Raw genomic sequence first — 19,802 nt, 5'->3', positions numbered from 1 at the left:
GACCGCGCCATCCCCGCTATCGGACGCGAGCGTGGTCACGGTCAGGTCGGCTTCATCGCATCGACGAAGCTGGTGTCGATGAAGGTTGAGAAATCCGGCAGCCGCTTGATCTGCTTCAGCGCCAGCATGTGATCGGCATAGATTTTCGACTGCTCGATCTGCTTTGCTTCGAGCCGCCATGTCAGTTCGACATTGGGGACGGAAGCTTCGATCGCCTCCTTTTTCTGGCCGAGCTTGCTGGACGCCATCGCGACCATCGCGTCCCTGTTCTTCGAGGCAAAATCGGTTGCTCTCTGATGAATGCCAAGCATCGCACGGACGAGGTCGGGCTTTTCGGCGATCACGTCGCGATGGGTACCGAACACCATGTTCAACGACCCCATCGCCGTCGAGTACGGATATTCCACCAGCGTTCCGATCCCGCTGGACAGCGATACGCCCGGGCCCGGCTCTGCGCCAACATACGCGTCGATGTCGCCACGCGACAAAGCGATATGCATTTCGCTGAAGGAGACGCGGACCGGCTCGACGTCCTTGATCGTCATGCCTTCCATCCGCAGCCGTTCCAGGAAGAACACTTCCTGGGTGGTGCCGGGAAACACGGCGACGCGCTTGCCCTTCAGATCCTTGATCGCAGCAATCCCCGCGTCCTTTTTCGCAATAATGGCCATGCCGCGGTTGCACGTCGAGGCAATCACCACGACCGGCTCGCCGGCGGCGGCGCCAAGCAGCGCAGCGGCAATGCCGAACGCGCCGAAATCGACCGACTTGGTTACGACGGCGTTCTTGCATTCGGTCGGCGTTTCGAACGGCAGCACCTCGATCTTGTAACCCGCCGGCACGAACTGATCGTAGAAATAGGGCGCGATGGAATGGATCAGTTTTAGAGCACCAGCCCGAATTACGACGGGTTGACCTTCAGCGCGTACAAGAGCCGGGCTGGCTATAAGACCGGCACCAATGCCGGCCATGAATTCACGTCGGCGGATCCCGTATGTCATCGTGCACTCCCTTTTTTGACCAAGGGAAATGCAACAAACATGCCGAATGACCCGCTTTTGCCGCTTACTCGCCCGCCGCCGGTTGCCGGGATGCGTCGAAAATGGGCCTGACGGGGCCGAACTGACTACGAAACAGGCGGTTTACGCACTGTCCTGAAGAAATCCCGCACCTCCCTCACGAACAGGTCCGGCTGTTCAAATGCCGCGAAGTGGCCGCCCTTCGGCATTTCGCTCCAGTGCTGGATATTCGTGTAGCTCGCTTCCATCCACTTTCGCACCGGCGTGACAATCTCCTTGGGGAAAACGGCAACACCGGTCGGCACCGTCACCTTGTGAGGCGTCCGGCGCTTCGGCCCAAAGCTTTCCCAGTACAGGCGCCCGGATGAGGCGGCGGTGGCGCTCACCCAATAGAGCATGACATTGTCGAGCAACTCGTCGCGGCCGAGGATGTTCTCGGGGTGTCCGTCGCAGTCAGTCCAGGCCCAGAACTTTTCCAGGATCCACGCCGCCTGCCCGCTCGGCGAATCCGTCAAGGCATAACCAAGCGTTTGCGGCCGGGTGGACTGCTGCTTGGAATAGCCGGAATCCCAGTCGGCGTAATGTTCAATTCCCTTCAGCGCCCGCGCTTCCTCCGGCGTCGGCTGTCCCTGGACATTGGGCCGCGCCGACATCGCAAGCGTGATGTGAATGCCAACGCAATGCGCGGGGTCCTGTGCACCGATTGCGGTGGTGATCGCCGATCCCCAATCGCCGCCTTGCGCGCCGTATCGCGCATAGCCAAGGCGGTCCATCAGCACCGCCCAGCTCGATGCAATACGATCGATGCCCCAGCCGGTGGCCGTCGGCTTGGCCGAAAAGCCGAAGCCCGGCAGCGAGGGACAAATGACGTGAAACGCGTCGGCGGCACTGCCGCCGTGCGCGGTCGGATCGGTCAAAGGCTCGATCACCTTGTGAAACTCGACCACCGAGCCCGGCCAGCCATGCGTGATGACCAGCGGCATCGCCTCCGGGTGCGGCGAACGGACGTGCAGGAAATGAATGTCGAGCCCGTCGATTTCGGTGGTGAACTGCGCAAAGCGATTGAGCCGCGCCTCGCGCGCACGCCAATCGTACTCTTCCGCCCAATAGCGGCAGATGTCCTTGATCCATTTCAGCGGCGCGCCCTGGCTCCAGTCCTCGACCAGTTCGGCTTCCGGCCAGCGCGTGTTGCGCAGCCGCGATTTGAGATCGTGAAGCACGTCGTCGCCGATCGAAATGCGATAGGGTTTGATTTCAGCGCTCATGAGGGATCCCTCTCAAAGCTCAGCCGGAGCTGCCGGGACGGAAATCATCGTCGCACCCGAGGCCGATATCAAGGGAGGGACAGTGAAGCGAACGATTTCAACTTGTTACCGAGAAGTTTGGGAAAAGCGTGCCTCATGACCCTCGCGGCGCTTCAGCGTGATCCCCCAAACGCGTGATGGTTCAGAGCGACAAGGAGGTGCCGCACCGACCGACCACGCTCCAAAGGGTTGCAGGATAAGCGCCCATTTCAAATTTGCAGAATGGGCGGTCGGTCCAGTCCATCAGGGGGAAGTTTGAGCTAGATCCAGCCAGCGACGTCCAACGAACAATGTGAGCAACACCAATGGGAATGTCGCAGTTCGAACTAGACTCCCATCCTGGCGACGCAGTGCTGTTCGCATCCGTCTCCGGCCAAATTCCCAGCTAACAGGGAGTTTTACAGGGAAAACTGCAGCTTTGGGCTGACAGAGACAATTGCAGAGTCGCAAATCGCCTGGTCGCAGCCGCAAGCATTTTCCTATTCGAATTATCAGGGAAAAAAGGCGACCTCGTTGGGGTCGTTTTAAACAGCCTCTGTCCGAATTCCGACTCATGAAAGGAATCCGGTCCAATAATCCCCTGCCCGTTTGCACGCCGTCTCTTCAAGCCGCGCGCGTTGCAATGCTTGTTCTAAAATTCTTCGTTAGCCCGATATGTGTTAGCCCGATTGCCTGGGAACGCGTAACGTTCGGTAACCGCTCATTCCGCGAAATGAACCTTCGGCAATTGACGGCGCAAGTTCTTCGGCTTGCCAAACGAGAGCCCCCGGCTGCGGGAATTTATTCTTGGCGGAACGACACGTGGTATGCTTGCTTCGATGACCAAACCCACGTTGATGTCGCACTGATCGGATGCCAGTGTGAGACAAACCACGGTCTGGCCTTGCGCCGCGGATCACGCGGCGGGCCACTCAACGGGGGCCGATCACTCAGCGTCATCACCTAAGCGAGCCAGCGTTTGCGCCGCTTGTAGTGCTTCCCATCGCGGAATGATTTGCGCTTGTCCCCGGCGACGCCAAGATAGAACTCCTTGACATCCTCATTTGCGGCGAGTGCCCTCGCCTCGCCATCCATCACCACGCGGCCATTTTCCAGGATATATCCATAGTTGGCGTATTTGAGTGCCATATTGGTGTTCTGCTCGGCGAGAAGAAACGAGACACCTTCCTTGACGTTCAGATCCTTCACGATCTCGAAGATCTCTTCGACGATCTGCGGCGCGAGGCCCATCGAAGGCTCGTCGAGCAGGATCATCTTCGGGCGCGACATCAGCGCACGGCCGATCACGCACATCTGCTGTTCGCCGCCCGACGTATAGCCGGCGGTCGAACTACGCCGCTCCCCGAGACGGGGGAAATAGGCATAGACTCGCTCCAGATCCTGCGCGATCGCGGCCTTGCCGTCCCTGCGCGTGAAGGCGCCGGTCAGGAGATTCTCTTCGACCGTGAGGTGAGCGAAGCAACGCCGCCCCTCCATCACCTGAATGCAGCCGCGCCGCACCACATCGTTTGGCGACAGGGACTGCACTTCGACGCCGTCGAACAGGATCGAGCCCTTGGTGACCTCGCCGCGCTCCGCATGCAGTAGATTGGAGACCGCCTTCAGCGTCGTTGTCTTGCCCGCACCATTGGCGCCGAGAAGCGCGACAATCCCGCCCCGCGGCACATCCAGCGATACACCCTTCAACACGAGGATGACGTGATCGTAGACAACCTCGATATTGTTGACCGACAAAAACAGCGCTGCCGCGTCTGTCGCCGTGGGGGCCTTAGGGTTTGACACGCTGCTCCCTCCAGACGGTTGCGGCTCTCGGGATATCCGGGAGGAGGCAAACGCTCTTCCCGGATCGCCGAGATGTGTTCAGCTTTCTTTCGAGCAGTCGCGCGGCTGAATCTTCTTCTCCGCGGCATACTTCGCGGAAACATCGTCAACGAGCGGTTCGGTCTCGGATTGGTTGGCAGTATACCAGTCGGAGATGATTTTCCAGCCCTTGCCGTCCCACTGCTGTACGCGCCCGTCCCGCGCGCCCTCGTGGTCGGAGCAGGAAATCTTAATCGGCTTCAACATGCCCTCGAAGCCCATTTCCTTAATGCGTGCTTCAGAGAGGTTGAGGTTCTCAAGACCCCAACGGACCTGCTCACCCGTCAGCGGCTTCTTGCCGAACTTTTCCTGCGCCTTGCGGATCGCCTCCACGCCGAGCATGGCATTCACCATGCCGCGGTTATAGAGAACCTCGCCGACCTTGCCAGGTTCCGACGCCCCCTTGCCCTTTGCATAGACGTACTTCTCCAGGTCGGCATGCACGGGGAACTTGCCTGCACCATGCTGGAGCATCAGCGACTTGTAGCCGACTGCCTGATCGCCTGCCGGCGTCACATCCGGCTCTGCGCCTGACCACCAGACACCGATCATCTTTTCGCGCGGATAGGCAACGGCCGCCGCTTCCTTGACTGCCGTGCCGTTCATGACGCCCCAGCCCCAGACCAAGACATAGTCAGGCCGGTTCTGGCGGATCGCCAGCCATTGCGACTTCTGTTCGACACCGGGGTGCGTGACCGGGATCGGCGTGAACTCAAAGCCGTGCTTCTTTGCCAGCACCTGCAGCATCGGAATCGGCTCCTTGCCGTACGGGCTGTCGTGATAGAGCAGCGAAATCTTCTTGCCTTTCAGCTTGTCGAAGCCGCCGACCTCCTTGGCGATGTGTTGGATCGCGATATCGGCTGCGGACCAGTACGTGCCGAGCAGCGGGAAGTTGTAGGAAAAGACGGCTCCGTTCTTGGAATCGGCGCGGCCATAGCCCATCGTGATAATCGGAATCTTGTCAGTCGCGGTCTTTTCGGTGAGGGCGAATGTAATGCCGGTCGACAGCGGATTGATGAAGGCCGCGCCGGTTGGGCCCTTGCCCTTGAGACGCTCGTAACACTCAACGCCCTTGTCGGTGGCGTATCCGGTTTCGCATTCCTCGACCAAGAGCTTGACGCCGTTGATGCCGCCGTCGCGCTCGTTGATAAGGTTGTAATAGTCGGCCACGCCGTTTGCGTACGGCACGCCATTCACGGCGTACGCGCCCGTCCGGTAGGATAGTATCGGGATGAACTGCTCGTTCTGCGCGGCAGCAGGAGAGGCAAACGCCCCGCCTGAAAGTATGGCTGCCGCCAACATCAGTTTGTTGCGTACCATATTGGTGTCCTCCTCATTCAGCCCGTTTTTTTGCCGTACCGGGTCTTGTTTTCGCGGGCATCCTTCCTCCGTTTGCCAACGACCGCCGCTCCGCGTTGCGATCTTCGGCTTCCGTCACACTGACCGTCCCTTCAGTAGGGAAACGGCCAAAGTCTGAGCTTCTCCTTGCCAATCGATATGAGCCGGGCAAACCCATGTGGTTCCTTGATGAGAAGATAGCAGATCAACGATCCAAAGATGATGAATTCCAGATGAGTAATCGTCTCTGTCGACAGCGGCACGCCGAGCTCAGACGGAATCAGGTTCAGCATGATCGGCAGAATAAGGATAAAGGCCGCACCGACGAACGAACCCATGATCGATCCCAACCCGCCGATGATCACCATGAACAGAAGCTGCAGCGAACGGTCGATCGAGAACGCGAGCGGCTCCCACGAGCCCAGATAGACGAACGCCCAGAGTGCGCCCGCCACGCCGATGATAAATGAAGAAACCGCGAAAGCCGTGAGCTTTGCATAGAGCGGCCGGATACCGATCAGCTCGGCGGCGATGTCCATGTCGCGGATCGCCATCCATTGTCTGCCGAGATTGCCGCGAACGAGGTTCTTCGCCAGAACCGCGAACACCGTTACGAAGATCAGGCACAGCAGATAGCGCTCGATCGGCGTGCGCACGATCAGACCGAAGAAATTCAGTTCCGGTGCATTGACCGAACCTGAGGGCGCGTAATTGGTGAACCATGGCACCCGCAGGAACACCCAGTCGAAGAAGAACTGCGCTGCGAGCGTTGCGACCGCCAGATAAAGGCCCTTGATCCGTAGACTGGGAATACCGAAGAGGATTCCGACAACCGCCGCCGTGAGCCCGCCCAGCAAAATGGATGACAGCACGGGCAGCGGCGGGATCGAAATCGCGAAGCCAAGCCAGACAAGCGGAATATGAACGCCGGTTCCCAGCTTGTAGGCAGAATAGGCGCCGATGGCCATGAACGCGCCGCTGCCGAGCGAGATCTGGCCGCAATAACCGACGAGAATGTTTGCGCCGATTGCGGCGAGCGCGAGGATCAGGAAGGGCAGCAGAATGGCCCACAGCAGATATTCGCTGGCGAACGGCCAAATGTGGAAAGTCACCAGCAACGGCACCCCGATGAAGGCGATCCCGAGCAGGATACCGAGCGCAATACGATCCTGGCGGATCGGGAAGATCGCCATATCCTCCGCGTAGGTCGCTTTGAATTGGCCCGCCTCGCGATAAAGCACAACTGGCTCCTCGTCTCAGATACGTTCGATGATCCGCTCGCCGAACAGCCCTTGCGGCCGCACGAGCAGCACTGCCAACGCCAGCACATAGGCGAACCAATATTCGATGCCGCCACCTATATGCGACCCCAGGAACACCTCGGCGATCTTCTCGCCCGCCCCCACAATGAACCCGCCGACGATGGCCCCTGGAATTGAGGTAAGGCCCCCAATGATCAGAACCGGCAAGGCCTTCAGCGCGAGAAACGTGATGGAGAACTGTACGCCCAGCTTGGTACCCCACACGGTCGCCGCAACCAGCGCAACGAGACCGGCGGCAAGCCAGACCACGAACCAGATCCAGCTGATTGGAATCCCGACCGATTGCGCGGCCAGGTGGTCGTCGGCAACTGCCCTGAGAGCGCGACCGGTCTTGGTACGCTCGAAGAAGATCGCGAGGCTGGCGACCAGAATGCCGGCGATAAAACCGCCCCAGACATCCAGCTTGTTGAGCAGAATTCCACCGGGAAAGAGATTTTCAAACAGGAACCAGGCATCCGTCGGAAACAGCCGCAACGGGTAAGCATCGGAACCGAAGATCATCTGCGCCGCACCCTCGAGGATGAATGTCACGCCGATGGTGGACATGAACAGCGTAAGGGCGTCCTGGTTGACAAGAGGTCCGATCACGAACCGCTCGATCAGCCAGGCGGTTATCGCCATGATTACGGCAGCGAAGCCAATGCCGAGGATGATCGCAGCCCAAAGCGGGAAACCCCAAGTCACCAGCAGGTCGAGCGAGCGAACCAGCGCAAGCCCGGCGAGCAACACCATTGCGCCTTGCGCAAAGTTAAAGACGCCGGATGCCTTGAAGATCAACACGAAACCGAGCGCGACCAGCGAATACAGCACGCCGGACATCAATCCGCCGATCAGAACTTCGAGAAATTGACCCAACCCGATCACGCAATGCTCCCTAGTGCGCGACGCCGAGATAGGCGTCGATGACGCCCTGATTCTCCTTGACCTCATCCGGCGTGCCGTCGGCGATCTTAACGCCATGATCGAGCACCGCCACGCGATGGGAGAGATCCATCACCACAGCCATGTCGTGCTCGATCAGCGCAATGGTCGTGCCGTAGTGATTATTGACGTCGATGATGAAGCGCGACATGTCCTCCTTCTCCTCGAGGTTCATGCCTGCCATCGGCTCGTCGAGGAGAAGAAGATCCGGCTCCATCGCAAGGGCGCGGCCGAGTTCGACGCGTTTCTGCAGGCCATATGGCAAACGCGCAACCGGCACCTTGCGGATCGCCTCAATCTCCAGAAAATCGATGATCTCCTCGACCCGGTGCCGATGCTCGATTTCCTCTGCCAGCGCAGGGCCGTAACGCAGCATCTGCCACAGAAGACCCCGGCGCATCCTCAATGTGCGGCCAGCCATGATATTGTCGAGTGCGCTCATTCCCTTGAACAGTGCGACGTTTTGAAAGGTGCGCGCGATGCCGCCACGGGATGCCTCGTACGGCTGCATCTGGGCGCGGGTGCGACCCTTGAAAGTGATGGCGCCATGGTTCGGATGATAGAAGCCGTTGATGACATTGAGCATCGAGGTTTTTCCGGCGCCGTTCGGTCCGATGATGGCGCGAATTTCGCCTTTCCTGATGTCAAACGAGACGTCCCTCAACGCTTTCACGCCGCCAAACGCCAGCGATACCCCCTGGACCAGAAGCAGGATTTCGCTCGTATCCGGCATCCTCATGCGGCTTTCCCCAAAGGTTCTGTCGCACCAATTGTTTGCAGGTCGCGGATCTTGACCCGAGCCGCGATCACACCCTTGCGGCCATCCTCAAAAGTGACCTCGGTGGAAATGTCCGCTTCATGCGAACCGTCGTAGAGCGCCGTGACCAGTGGCGCATAGCGCTCGGCGATGAACCCGCGGCGCACTTTCTGGGTGCGGGTCAATTCGCCATCGTCTGCGTCGAGTTCCTTATGCAGAATGAGAAAGCGGCGAATCTGCGCGCCCGCCAGCACCTTTCCCTCCGCGAGAGACCGGTTCACCTCGGCAACATCTTTCGCCAGCATGTCGTAGACCAGCGGATGCCCCGCCAGCTCCTGATAGGAACCGTACGCGAGGTTGTTGCGTTCGGCCCAGTTCGCCACAGCGACCGGGTCGATATTAAGAAAGGCGCAAACGAAATCCCTGGAGTCGCCGTAAACGACCGCCTCCTTGATGTTGGGAAAGAACTTCAACTTGTTCTCAAGATACTTCGGCGCAAACATCGTGCCGTCAGCCAGCCGACCAACATCCTTCGCGCGATCGATGATCTTCAGGTGCCCAGTCTTCTCGTCGAAGAAACCGGCGTCGCCGGTCCTGACGTAGCCGTCGGACGTCATGGCCTCCGCGGTCTTCGCCTGATCCTTGAAGTATCCGACGAACATGCCCGGTGAGCGGAACTGCACCTCGCCTGTTTCCGCAATGCGGATGTCGACGTTCGGTGCAGCCGGGCCGACCGTATCGGAGTAGATCTCACCGTCAGGCTGGCAGGTAACGTAAAGGAACGCTTCGGTCTGACCGTACAGTTGCTTCAGGTTTAATCCGATCGAGCGGTAGAACGCGAACAGATCCGGACCGATGGCCTCACCTGCAGTATAGGCGACGCGCACGCGAGACAGGCCAAGAACGTTCTTGAGGGGCTCGTAGACCATCAAACGCCCGACCGCATAGAGCAGCCGGCCAGACAGCGGCACCGACTTTCCGGTCAAAATCGACTCGCCATAGCGCCGCGCAATGCCAAGGAAGTAGTTGAACATGCGCCGCTTGATGGCTGCAGCGTCCTCCATGCGGATCATCACCCGCGTCAGCATGGCCTCGAAACCACGCGGCGGGGCGAAATAGAAGGTTGGTCCGATCTCGCGCCGATCCTGCTCGATCGTCTCACCGCTCTCGGGACACGCCATGCAGAAGCCAGCGACAATGCCCTGTGCATAGTTGAGGTAATGATCACCAACCCAGGCGAGTGGCAGGTAGGCGAGCGCCACGTCCTTATCGGTCAGGCTGTCGAACCTGACGGTATCAGTCGCAGCGTCGATGCAGCCTCGCGCCGACAGCATGACGCCCTTCGACGCGCCGGTGGTTCCCGAGGTGTAGAGGATGATCGAGATGTCTGAACCTTCACCCTGCCGGATGAACTCATCGATCTGCCTGCCGAGCGCCGCGCTGGCCGCAAGCGCAGCGCGGCCGTCTTCGATGACATCGCGGATTGCGATCAATCGGTCGTGGTCGTAGTCATCGAGGCCACGCGGCTCGTCATAGACCACCTTGTGGAGATGTGGCACCCGGTCGGATACAGAAAAGACCTTGTCGACCTGCTCCTGATCTTGCGCTGCAACAAACTTCGCATCGGCGTGAGCGAGGACGTAAGCAAGCTCGTCAGCCACTGCATCCGAATAGACCGGAACCGGAATCGCGCGCAGCGCTTGCGCTGCCATTACCGTCCAATAGAGCTTCGGCCGGTTGGAACCAACGATGGCGATCGTGTCTCCTGGCTGCAATCCAAGGCGATGCAAGCCCGCAGCGTACGCGCGCACGATCTCTGCAACCTGAGCCCAGGTCCACGTCTGCCAGATGCCGAGATCCTTATGCCGAAACGCAGGACGGCTGCTAAACTGCGCGGCATTTCGCGCCAGCAGCTTGGGGAACGTGTCAAACGATCCGCCAACGGCCATGTCGGTCTCGATCCCAAAAACCGGCACGTTGGTTCGCGCCTGCTTATTGTGACGCTGCTCCTTCGGGAAGCAGCCATGCGGATTCCGCATGCGTCCCCTACATTACAACGGATCGAAAGTCCTACAAGCCCCGGCTTGACCGACCCGAACCCGTTGGTGGGTATCAGTTGGTATAAATGAGAACGCCGGCGAACGACGGTGGCGCCGCTTCGCGCTACTTGCAGTAGCAGGTCTTCGAGGATGCAGACTGTAATTCAGCTGCGGCCCGCGGCTGCTGACCGCAGGTGCGCCGCATGACTCGGGTCTCGGCAGGCCCGATTCAGCAGGTAACGTGAAAAAGGCCGATCTTCTTCGCACGCGACTTGTTGAACGTATGGATCGCCTCAGGGGTCGGCTGCAACAGGACCGTGCAACCCTTTTTCGCAAAGTACGCCTCAGCTTCCGGCGATAGGTGCACATTACCCATCTGGCCCGAGCCAAGAACTAGCTGCTCACATCCCTTCTCAAAGACGAACTTCGCTTCATCCTTCGAAAGGACATGCGAGGTGCCGTAGTACTTCTTCGACAGCTTCTTCTTCCGCCTTGTCACTTCGCCGGACAGACGAATGATCACGTCGTGTTCATAGGTCTTTCCGTCAATCGTGATGGTGCCGAATGTAGTGCGTTCGATCTCCATGGCCTGACCTCCTCATGATCCGGCACGAGGCCCCGACTCGGCGTCGGCAGACGAGCCTGGCATCGATGTCAGGGCAGCCCGCGTCGCTCGCCGTCTCGCGGGCCTCCTGTTTCCGAACCTTTGGGTCCCGGCGGTGCCGTTAGCCGGCAATTCGCTGCTGCTGTCTACCCGACGATCTGGAACGCGTCAGCCGCGCGCAACACGGTGCCGTCCTCCCAGTGGCGTCCGACCAGCATCATGCCCACAGGGAGCCCCGCCGACATGCCTGCCGGAACCGTGGCGGCAGGATGGCCAGTGACGTCGAACGGGCAAGTGTTAGAAATCATCTCGAGTGCCCGCGCAACGTAGTCCTCGCGGCTCGCGTCCGGCGGTGGGAGTAGCGTGGCCTTCAAAGGTAACGTCGGCATGAGCAGGAGATCGACGCCTTTGAGTTGCTCATCGTAGGCGGCGCGTAGCACGCGCGCGAGGTTTTGGGCCTTGGCGTAGTAGCGACCTTGGTAATTGTCCTGCATGTACTGACCGAGCAGGACGACGAGCTTGACGGTCTCCGAAAGGTCGTTGGCGCGCACCCGCCGGCTCCGGCCGTAGAAGTCCAGCAGCGAAGTCGTGTAGTGCCCTTTCCAGTTGGTGCCCATGCTGTTGCCGGCGACCATCAGCGCCGTGGCGCCCTCGACGGCGATAGCGTTCCAGATATGGATGCCGTCGCGGTGGAGGGGGATCGATACCTCGCTTACAGTCCCTCCCGCTCGCGTCAACCGCTGTGCCGCCTCGCGCACCATGGCGTCGACATCGGGCTCGGAATTGGGCCAGCCAAACCCTTCCTTGACGATCCCGATCCGCAGGCCACGGGCGTCTCCGGTGAGCTGCTTGGTATACGCTTCCGTACGCAGTCCCGCCGGTTGGCGCGGGTCGAGGCCATCGGCTCCGGCGAGCACCTCGAGAAGCCGGGCGGCATCGCCGGCGGTACGGGCAATGGGTCCGGTATGATCAAGTGTTAATTCAATCGGGAAGACACCTGTGTATGGCACAAGCCCGTGCGTGGGCTTGTGGCCAACCGCTCCGCAGAAAGAGCTGGGAATTCGGATCGACCCTCCCTGGTCGCCCCCGATGGCCATGTCGCATTCGCCGGCGACGACGAGCGCGGCGCTGCCGCTGGAGGAGCCTCCGGCAGATCGCTTCGGATCATGCGGATTGAGCACTGGCCCGGTATCGGAAGTATGGCTGCCGCCCGAGAAGCAAAGATGCTCACACACGGACTTGCCGACGATCTCCCCACCGGCATCGAGGATGCGCGTCACAATGGTCGCGTCCACGTCGGGGACGTAGCCCTCCAGCACGTTGGAGCCGTTCATCATCGGGATGCCGGCAACGCACACGTTGTCCTTGATGGCGATTTTCTTGCCCGCGAGAGGCCCCGAAGTTACGCCTTTGATTGAGCACCTCCAGTACCAAGCGTTGAGCCGATTGTCCGAGGCACCTGGTCGGAACCCCGCGTCCCGCGGGTACTTCACCACCAATGTCGGCTCCGCGAACTGGTCCAGGCGACGGTAAGACGCGAGCACACCGTCCATGAGGTTGCGGAACGACGTCAGATCGTCGCGGCTGAGAGCCAAGTTGTAGGATTTGGCGATGCGCTCCAATTCAGGCAGCGGTGGCTTGCGCAGAATCCGCGGCGCCGTCGCCGTCGGGGGTGGCGGTTGCACGCCCGCCTCGGCGGCCGCACGAACGGGCGTTGTCGCCGCGGCGACAACGGTTGCTGCTGCGCCGGCCGCGCCGGCATGAAGGAAGCGACGACGCGAATAGTCTGGCGAGGCTCTCATAGCACATCCTCCCTCGACCAATGGGTTGACTTCTCAAATCCACCGCTCGCCCTAAAGGGTCGGGGACCGTCTGGTGGTCGGTGGCCGCGACGGTCACCAAGCGGAGGCCGCCGACGCTGCGGCCGGCGTGCCAAGCTGCAACATCACAATGAGTCCTTGCATCCGGACAAGGCTGAGGCGCAGCAGCCGCATGAGGTTGGGACGTGAGGCCTGGCCGAGCGGATCGTGACGGCAATTAAGGTCTCTACCGGATGCCTCCGGCATCCTCGCGCGGACTGCGGAGCGACGCGCCGTCCTGCAGCAGATTATCGCGCAGCCACCGGCGATTTCAAGAGCTTGCATCTTTCACGGTCCGCGCTCGGCAGCCACGTCGCGGAGCACTTCCACCTTCGCGACACACGCGCAGTCAAGCCACGCGCGCGATGTCTCTTCTTGGTGGGCTTGAGAACTGCCGGAGACTTGCTTCAAAGTTCAGACTTCGCGATTTCACTGCACCCGGTATTTGCTCATGTAGTGTTTGCGCAGGATCTTGCGGGTCTGCTCCGCAAGGCGCCTGTTAGCGTCAGCTTGCGGCTGGTCGCGGCGCTCGGGCGGTTTCGGCCGATGCGGATGAGGGCGCTGTTTGGTCGAATGTTGCCTTCGGGTCAAAGCGGCAGCCCTTGTTCATGGTTCATGCGACGAACTCGACCGGACTGCCGATGGCAAGACCGAGATCGCGGTCCGCCCGCCCCTGATTGACGGCAAGTTCGGCAAGCCCGTTGGAGTTCTCATACCAGAAAGCCGCGCCTGGCGGCAGATCACTGAAGGTCCTCGCGCGGTCCAGAACCCGACCTGCCGCGGTCAGCCTTGCGCCGGGCGGCAGCATAGCCGCCCTCAGCCCGGTCATGGCATTGCCGTAGTGATCGACGTAGACGATCTCGCAGAGGTCATCCGGCCAGTCTGCCCGGCGATCTCCGCCATCGTGACGTGGCCGGCCGGGGGGCGGATCACCGCGCGCCAGCATGCCTGCCACCGGAGCGAACAGGTCGCGCCCGTGAAAGCTGGCCGAGAGATGCTCCGGCTTCCAGTCGATGTCCCAGCTGCGCGTCTCTTGCGCTCTGCGCTGGACCAGCTCAAACAAGCCGTTGCCGGGGCCGATATACCAGCGGCCATCGGCTTCGAGAAAAATGGATGGCCGCGTCCCGCCGACGCCGGGATCGACAACGCAGAGAAAGACGGTTCGCACCGGAAACCATGCAGCATAGGCCGCCAACAGATACGCCGATGCCTTAGGATTGCCGACTGGCGCATCGGCGAATAGGTCGATAATGGGTATGCCCGGCGCCATCTGGTGCAGCACCGCCTTCATCTGACCCGTATACGGGCCGTGCAACCCAAAATCCGTGAACAGCGCAATCATGGCGTCAGCTCGCCCACTGCGCCGGCGCCTTGCAACGTCGCAGTTGGTTAGCGTTATCCCTTCCCTGATCCTTTGGCTCGCTATCCGCGAGCCGTCGGCGCCTCTTGCTCAGGGTGGACGGCGCTCAGGAGTGTTCGCGGCTGGCCTGCCGGCAGCAGCATCGTCTGCGCCGTGAGCAGCCATGGCATCCACATAAATCGTGTGGCCTGCACCCAAAACGTGAAAGGGTTAGCTGCCTCGAACAAGGACCCGAGCGCTTCGAAGGACGGTGTTGCCCGCAGATTGATTGACATCTGCTCCCAATCACCATTCGGCGATTGCCGGTGAATGATGTCGATGTCGAGGCCGGGCAAACGGGCGCTTGCTCTTGTGGCATCGATCTCGCTCTCTCGACTGTATGTCCGCTCAGGCATCGGCCCTCACCATCTCCGTGCACCGCTTCCATCCCGCGGGTGATTATCGCTCATCGTTCCCGGTAATGAAAGCTCGCAGACTTGCTGCCGCGACCATGGCGGCTCCCCGCGGAAGGACGGAACCCCGCCTCGTTGAGGCGCGTGGCGCTTCGCCCGCCGGTGGCGGCTTGCAATCACCTTCCGGCGGCCTACCATGGAATGCGTAGCTCACCCTGCAGGAGCGCAGCCATGGAACTCACCGTGGTGCCCATCGTCAAGCCGGACGACGCCAACTTCATTTTCGGCCAATCGCATTTCATCAAGACCGTGGAAGACCTCCACGAGGCGCTGGTGGGCGCGGTTCCGCGCATCCGCTTCGGGCTGGCCTTCTGCGAGGCTTCCGGTAAACGGCTGGTGCGCTGGTCGGGTAATGACGAAGCCTCCCTTACCCTCGCACGCAACAACGCGTTGGCCATCGGCGCCGGCCACACTTTCCTGATCTTCCTGGGCGACGGGTTCTTTCCCGTCAACGTGCTCGCTGCGGTGCGCGCGGTGCCGGAAGTCTGCCGCATCTATTGCGCGACGGCCAACCCGACACAGGTAATCGTCGCGCAAAACGGAGCTGGGCCGCGGCGTGCTCGGCGTGGTGGATGGCGCCTCGCCGCTGGGTGTCGAAACCGACACCGACATTGCGTGGCGGAAGGACCTGCTGCGAAAGATCGGCTACAAGCTGTAGTGGTTGGATGAAGCCGAAGCCGACAGGGTGCCCACCTGCAGCTGACGCTGCCACGCATCGAACGCGACGAAGCACGCGTCACCAGGATGGGTTCGTTCGTCTGGTTGAGGTCGAAATGGGCCTCCAGTGACGGGGCCCTGCGGCGGGCCTGGTTCTCGATCTCGTGCTGCTGGTCGCCGTTGAACGTGACGACGCCGATCGACTGCGATGCAAGGTCGGCGCTGATGAGGATGACCGGCTCGGACGAGGCAGGCTCGCAATCGAAAAACGACACGCGTGTCTATTATGTGTCTATTATATTGCATGGTTTTGTTACATCTCGTTACGGCAGTTGCGGCCTCCTTAAGCACGATCATAAAGAGATGGCATCACAAACAGATGGCGCACGTTTTATGGCAGCAGCGCTGTCTTGAAGTCGCCTCGCGACTGCACCATGTTGGGGTCGTCGATGAGACGCGTAGGACTTATCGACATCACGGTAGGCAACGCGACGCGCCTCGGCGCATCGTAACTTTCCGCCACGCGACGCTGCGCGTCGCAACACATCGCTACGCAACGCTTGAGCCGCTGGGGAAGCCTGGCGGCTCGCGCGCGTTTAGCGCGGACGCTCCCCTCAATCGCCTGTAGCTCCGAGCCGCCTACTGCAGCAAGCCGGAGGCTGAAACCGAGGAGATCTGACAACGAGGGCGCGAGCTAGGCCCGCCGAGCTAGTCCCGCGCCGTCCGCCGGTTCACGCCGGCGGGCCTTACTTCGGTAAGTGCAAATTGCCTTGAAGCCAGCGTCCAAGGCCCTTGGACTTCATGGGGTCTTCAATCGCGGCAAAGTTCGTAAGTACCTGATTGCAGACAGCGCATTCAAACGTTTGCAAGTCGACGCCCCGGGCGCGTGCTGGCTCGATGCTAACGAGCATCATCTGGGCCTTGCACTTCGGACAAGCGGGGCGCTCAATTGCAGCGAATGGAATGACGGACGAGAGGCGTTGAGATTGGGACATGATGCTTCCCTCGAACAGGCGGGAGCGCAACACTCTCTGTCACCGGTAGTGCCTTAGGAGGCGGAGCGGTGATTGTCTGAGTATTCGCCCGAGGGACCTCAAACGCGAGTTAATTCGCAGATATTTGGAAGGAAGGTATGCGCCCCGCGGAAATTGCGACACCGGAAGCTCCCGCCCGATGCGGTGAGCGGCCGCCGCAAGTTCCCAGTCTGGGCCTGTGGCAACGGCGCGGGGAAATGAAACGGGAGAGTTCTGTTCATGATCGAGGGGATCAGCGCAGTTACACTCGGCACCCACGAAATGCCACGAGCTGTCCAATTCTACCAGACGCTCGGGTTTGAGGTCCTACATGGCGGCGAAGATTCGTCATTTACGAGCTTTCGAGCAGGAACGAGCTATCTCAACCTCATCACCCAGCCTACCGAGCGGCGCTGGTCTTGGTGGGGGCGGGTAATCTTCTACGTTGCCGATGTTGACGCGCTTTACGACCGTGCACTCGCGGCGGGATACCAGCCAGCTACCGTGCCCCGCGATGCCGAATGGGGTGAGCGCTTCTTCCACCTAATTGACCCCGATGGCCACGAACTCAGTTTCGCTCGACCTTTGTTCCCGGCTTCCGGCCAATAGCAGCTCGAAGCGGCCTGTCATTCCAAGAGGCGTTGGGAGAGCGTATGGTGCTCCGATTATCCGCTGCACCTGGGAGGCAATCATGCAGTTCAGGACAACCGGACTACTGTTGCTCGGGGCGATGGCCTTTCCCGCCTCCGGGACCGCACAAACCACTCCCGCTCCATCGGCAATTACACGAACGGTGATCGCCGCAACCAAACTGCCGACCGTTACAGACGTGCCGCTCCATTTCAAAGCGGTGAGTATCACTCTTCAGCCGGACGAGCGGAGCAGCGTCTCGGCGGCCAACGGCATCCTCTACCAGATGTCAGGATCGACCGAGGTCGCGCTCGATGGCGAGGCCAAAATGCTCAACGCCGGAGAGGGACTGTTCATCGCTGGCGGAAAGACTGCGGCGCTAACAGCGGGCAGTGGAGGACCGTCGACTTTTCTCCACTTCTTCCTCGCTCCCGCTGTGGACTTGGGTCAGCCTGCCGAGACGGCGCCTGCCGTCGTGAGAGAATTGTATCGCACAGCAAATCCGATCCCCGACCTCAAGCCAGGCGGTTATGATCTCAATCTCACGCGAGTCACATTTCCGGCACAGATGCCCTCGAACCCGCCGCACCATCGGTCAGGCGCAGCTCTATACTTTATCATCTCCGGCACCGGGGCCAACACGGTCGACGGTAAGACAGAAGCAAGGGGGCCGGGTTCCTTGATCTATGAACCGTACGCCCTCGTGCACCAATGGGGAAACCCAGGCAACGAGCCGTTGATATTCTTGGCCTTCAACATCAATCCGGAAGGCGTGGCAGCCGTGCTTCCGGGCGCACCAGCAACGAAGCAATAGTTGACGGCGGGCGGCTCACTGCAACGCTGCCTGTGAAAGACTTCATCATGGCGAATGATTGCTACCGGCCCCTATTACCGGCGACACGGAGGCAGGTCCTCGTGATGCCGACAAACGAGATCCGCTTCTCGGTCGCAAGTGAAAGCACTGCTCTCCTCGATTCACCCGCGCTGAGTCCCCGATGCCCACATCACGTCTCGGACCGACTGCGCAGTTTTGCCATTGCTGGATTTTTCTGGATTTCCCGGTGCACACATCGTGCACACGCCGTCCTCTAACCGATTGAACGAACTAAACTCTCGGTCCAGTCCATCATGGGCAAATTTAAACTACCGTGAATCAGCGACGTCAAACGGGGTCGGTTCAACCCGTTGTTGGACGTGCCGCTATTTGACATGGCTACGCGGACGCCCTGAGCAAAGGGCTCAACGAGGAGGCTGTGCAGAGTGGTTGGCCGATCTCGGCGCCGAAGCGTGGAGCAAAGCCGTGAACCAAAAGCCCTCGCGGACCTGGTCAAAAGCGAATCCGCACGGCTAATGCCGATTCTAAAAGCCGCGGCGGAGAAATAAGCAAGGCATCGCGCCTCGAAGGCGCCCGCCTCCACCGAGATCGGCTAGTGGCCCGACAGATAGTCAGCGCGAACGGGCGCGGCTCCCGATGGCGGCACGTCGAGGCGTACGGCAATGCCCTCTAATTCCGGGCTAGGGGCCGGATATAGCTTCATCACGAGCGGATCATGGCCGGGAATGATGTAGCTCTCGTCCGGCGCCAGTTTCAGCAACCGGTCGAACCCCTCCAGCATTTCGCCGATATGAAGAGCGGTCGTAAATGGGCGTTCGCTCGCCATATTCTCATAGAAATGACTGACGTCGGAGGCCAGCACGACGAATCCGCGGCGGGTTCTGACGCGAACGAACTGAAGCCCGGCCGAATGGCCGCCTGCCGCATGTATGGTAAGGCCGGGAGCGAGCTCGGCGTCGCCATCGTAGAACAGGACCCGGCGCGCATAGTTGAGCCGTACGATCCCGCAGACATCCTCGACCTCGAACGAATGCGATAGCCGCGGATATCGCATGAAGCGTCCCGTGGCATAGGCAATTTCACGTTCCTGGAGATGGAATCGCGCGTTCGGAAACCGGTCGAAATTTCCCACATGGTCGTAATGCAGATGCGTGAGGATAACGTCCTCGACCCCGGCTGCATCGATGTCGAACGCACCGAGCGTCTCCACCGGACAGCGCAGGAACGTCCGTTTCCGCCTGTCCGCGACTTCCGCGTTGAAGCCGGTGTCGATGACGAAGGTACGGTCTCCTCCTCTTGCAAGCCACATGAAATAGTCCATCGGCATCGGGCCGTCGTGCGGATCGCCGCCGATGAAATGATCGCTGCGCCGCGCATCGCGGGTGGCATAGCGGATAGCGAAGAGCTCGTATTCCTGATCGGCCATGCTATCTCCCAATAGACCGGCGGCTCATCACTTCGCTTCCACTTCGTTGAACGCCTCCCGTGCGTTCCGGAAGGCGTCGATTCCCGATGGGATGCCGCAATAGACCCCGACCTGAAGCAGGATCTCCTTGATCTCGTCCTTGGTGACGCCGTTCTTCAAGGCCCCTTTGACGTGCAACTTCAGTTCGTGAGGCCGATTGAGCGCGCCGAGCATCGCCAGATTGATGATGCTGCGGGTGCGGCGGTCGAGCCCCGGCCGGGTCCACAACGCACCCCAGCAGAATTCAGTCGACCATTCGGCCATCGTCCGGGTGAATTCATCCGCGCCGGCAATGGACTTGTTGACATAGTCCTCGCCGAGCACTTCCTTGCGCACCTTTAGACCCCTGTCGAACAACTCAGTCATC

The 19,802-nt window shown here is 60.5% G+C and carries 17 protein-coding genes and 1 pseudogene; 4 read left to right on the top strand and 14 right to left on the bottom strand.

All coding sequences use genetic code 11. From position 1 onward, the window contains the following. Nucleotides 1-41: 41 nt before the first annotated feature. The 12 genes from V1293_RS33930 to V1293_RS33875 all read right to left on the bottom strand — a co-directional run bounded on the left by V1293_RS33930 (nt 42) and on the right by V1293_RS33875 (nt 14,778). Complete coding sequence (locus tag V1293_RS33930) at nt 42-1,001, bottom strand: ABC transporter substrate-binding protein (protein ID WP_334515916.1); 960 nt, start codon at nt 999-1,001, stop codon at nt 42-44. Between the two features lie 125 nt (nt 1,002-1,126). After that, nucleotides 1,127-2,284, bottom strand: coding sequence for an epoxide hydrolase family protein (locus tag V1293_RS33925; protein ID WP_334515915.1), 1,158 nt, complete (start codon nt 2,282-2,284; stop codon nt 1,127-1,129). Nucleotides 2,285-3,265: 981 nt separating this feature from the next. Then, the gene (locus V1293_RS33920; RefSeq protein ID WP_334515913.1) at nt 3,266-4,105 is read right to left on the bottom strand and encodes an ABC transporter ATP-binding protein; all 840 of its coding nucleotides are present in this window, start codon (nt 4,103-4,105) and stop codon (nt 3,266-3,268) included. Between the two features lie 78 nt (nt 4,106-4,183). After that, nucleotides 4,184-5,503, bottom strand: a complete 1,320-nt coding sequence (locus V1293_RS33915) for an ABC transporter substrate-binding protein (protein WP_334515911.1) — start codon at nt 5,501-5,503, stop codon at nt 4,184-4,186. Between the two features lie 131 nt (nt 5,504-5,634). Then, the gene (locus V1293_RS33910; RefSeq protein ID WP_334515909.1) at nt 5,635-6,762 is read right to left on the bottom strand and encodes a branched-chain amino acid ABC transporter permease; all 1,128 of its coding nucleotides are present in this window, start codon (nt 6,760-6,762) and stop codon (nt 5,635-5,637) included. 15 nt (nt 6,763-6,777) lie between these two features. After that, the gene (locus V1293_RS33905; RefSeq protein ID WP_334515907.1) at nt 6,778-7,707 is read right to left on the bottom strand and encodes a branched-chain amino acid ABC transporter permease; all 930 of its coding nucleotides are present in this window, start codon (nt 7,705-7,707) and stop codon (nt 6,778-6,780) included. 10 nt (nt 7,708-7,717) lie between these two features. Continuing rightward, nucleotides 7,718-8,503 (bottom strand): ABC transporter ATP-binding protein, encoded by a 786-nt coding sequence (locus V1293_RS33900; RefSeq protein WP_334515906.1) that lies wholly within the window; start codon nt 8,501-8,503, stop codon nt 7,718-7,720. After that, nucleotides 8,500-10,470 carry an AMP-binding protein gene (locus V1293_RS33895; protein ID WP_334517030.1) on the bottom strand — a complete coding sequence of 657 codons (1,971 nt, stop codon included), beginning with the start codon at nt 10,468-10,470 and terminating at the stop codon, nt 8,500-8,502. Before V1293_RS33895 ends, V1293_RS33900 begins: the two co-directional genes overlap by 4 nt. Before the next feature lie 319 nt (nt 10,471-10,789). Then, entirely contained in the window at nt 10,790-11,146 is a 357-nt protein-coding gene (locus V1293_RS33890; protein ID WP_334515904.1) for an Mth938-like domain-containing protein, read from the bottom strand. Between the two features lie 164 nt (nt 11,147-11,310). Beyond that, nucleotides 11,311-12,966 carry an amidase gene (locus tag V1293_RS33885; protein WP_334515902.1) on the bottom strand — a complete coding sequence of 552 codons (1,656 nt, stop codon included), beginning with the start codon at nt 12,964-12,966 and terminating at the stop codon, nt 11,311-11,313. A 670-nt stretch (nt 12,967-13,636) separates the two neighbouring features. Then, nucleotides 13,637-14,365, bottom strand: coding sequence for an SAM hydrolase/SAM-dependent halogenase family protein (locus V1293_RS33880; protein WP_334515900.1), 729 nt, complete (start codon nt 14,363-14,365; stop codon nt 13,637-13,639). 80 nt (nt 14,366-14,445) lie between these two features. Beyond that, the gene (locus V1293_RS33875; RefSeq protein WP_334515898.1) at nt 14,446-14,778 is read right to left on the bottom strand and encodes a hypothetical protein; all 333 of its coding nucleotides are present in this window, start codon (nt 14,776-14,778) and stop codon (nt 14,446-14,448) included. 228 nt (nt 14,779-15,006) lie between these two features. Here V1293_RS33875 and V1293_RS33870 point away from each other — a divergent pair. From V1293_RS33870 to V1293_RS33855, 4 genes and pseudogenes are all read left to right on the top strand, one after another. After that, nucleotides 15,007-15,493 (top strand): annotated as a pseudogene (locus tag V1293_RS33870) (adenosine-specific kinase). 185 nt (nt 15,494-15,678) lie between these two features. Beyond that, nucleotides 15,679-15,906 (top strand): hypothetical protein, encoded by a 228-nt coding sequence (locus V1293_RS33865; RefSeq protein ID WP_334515895.1) that lies wholly within the window; start codon nt 15,679-15,681, stop codon nt 15,904-15,906. 839 nt (nt 15,907-16,745) lie between these two features. Then, nucleotides 16,746-17,114, top strand: coding sequence for a VOC family protein (locus tag V1293_RS33860; protein ID WP_334515893.1), 369 nt, complete (start codon nt 16,746-16,748; stop codon nt 17,112-17,114). Nucleotides 17,115-17,196: 82 nt separating this feature from the next. Further along, nucleotides 17,197-17,949, top strand: coding sequence for a cupin domain-containing protein (locus V1293_RS33855; RefSeq protein WP_334515892.1), 753 nt, complete (start codon nt 17,197-17,199; stop codon nt 17,947-17,949). Nucleotides 17,950-18,562: 613 nt separating this feature from the next. On the opposite strand, the gene V1293_RS33850 is transcribed toward V1293_RS33855, so the two are convergent. Next, nucleotides 18,563-19,396, bottom strand: a complete 834-nt coding sequence (locus V1293_RS33850; protein ID WP_334515890.1) for an N-acyl homoserine lactonase family protein — start codon at nt 19,394-19,396, stop codon at nt 18,563-18,565. Nucleotides 19,397-19,423: 27 nt separating this feature from the next. After that, nucleotides 19,424-19,801 (bottom strand): carboxymuconolactone decarboxylase family protein, encoded by a 378-nt coding sequence (locus V1293_RS33845; protein ID WP_334515888.1) that lies wholly within the window; start codon nt 19,799-19,801, stop codon nt 19,424-19,426. Between the last annotated feature and the right edge of the window lies 1 nt (nt 19,802).

Origin of the sequence: Bradyrhizobium sp. AZCC 1693 (assembly GCF_036924745.1) — a bacterium.
GTDB lineage: Bacteria > Pseudomonadota > Alphaproteobacteria > Rhizobiales > Xanthobacteraceae > Bradyrhizobium.
This window is presented reverse-complemented; position numbering and strand designations above follow the sequence as displayed.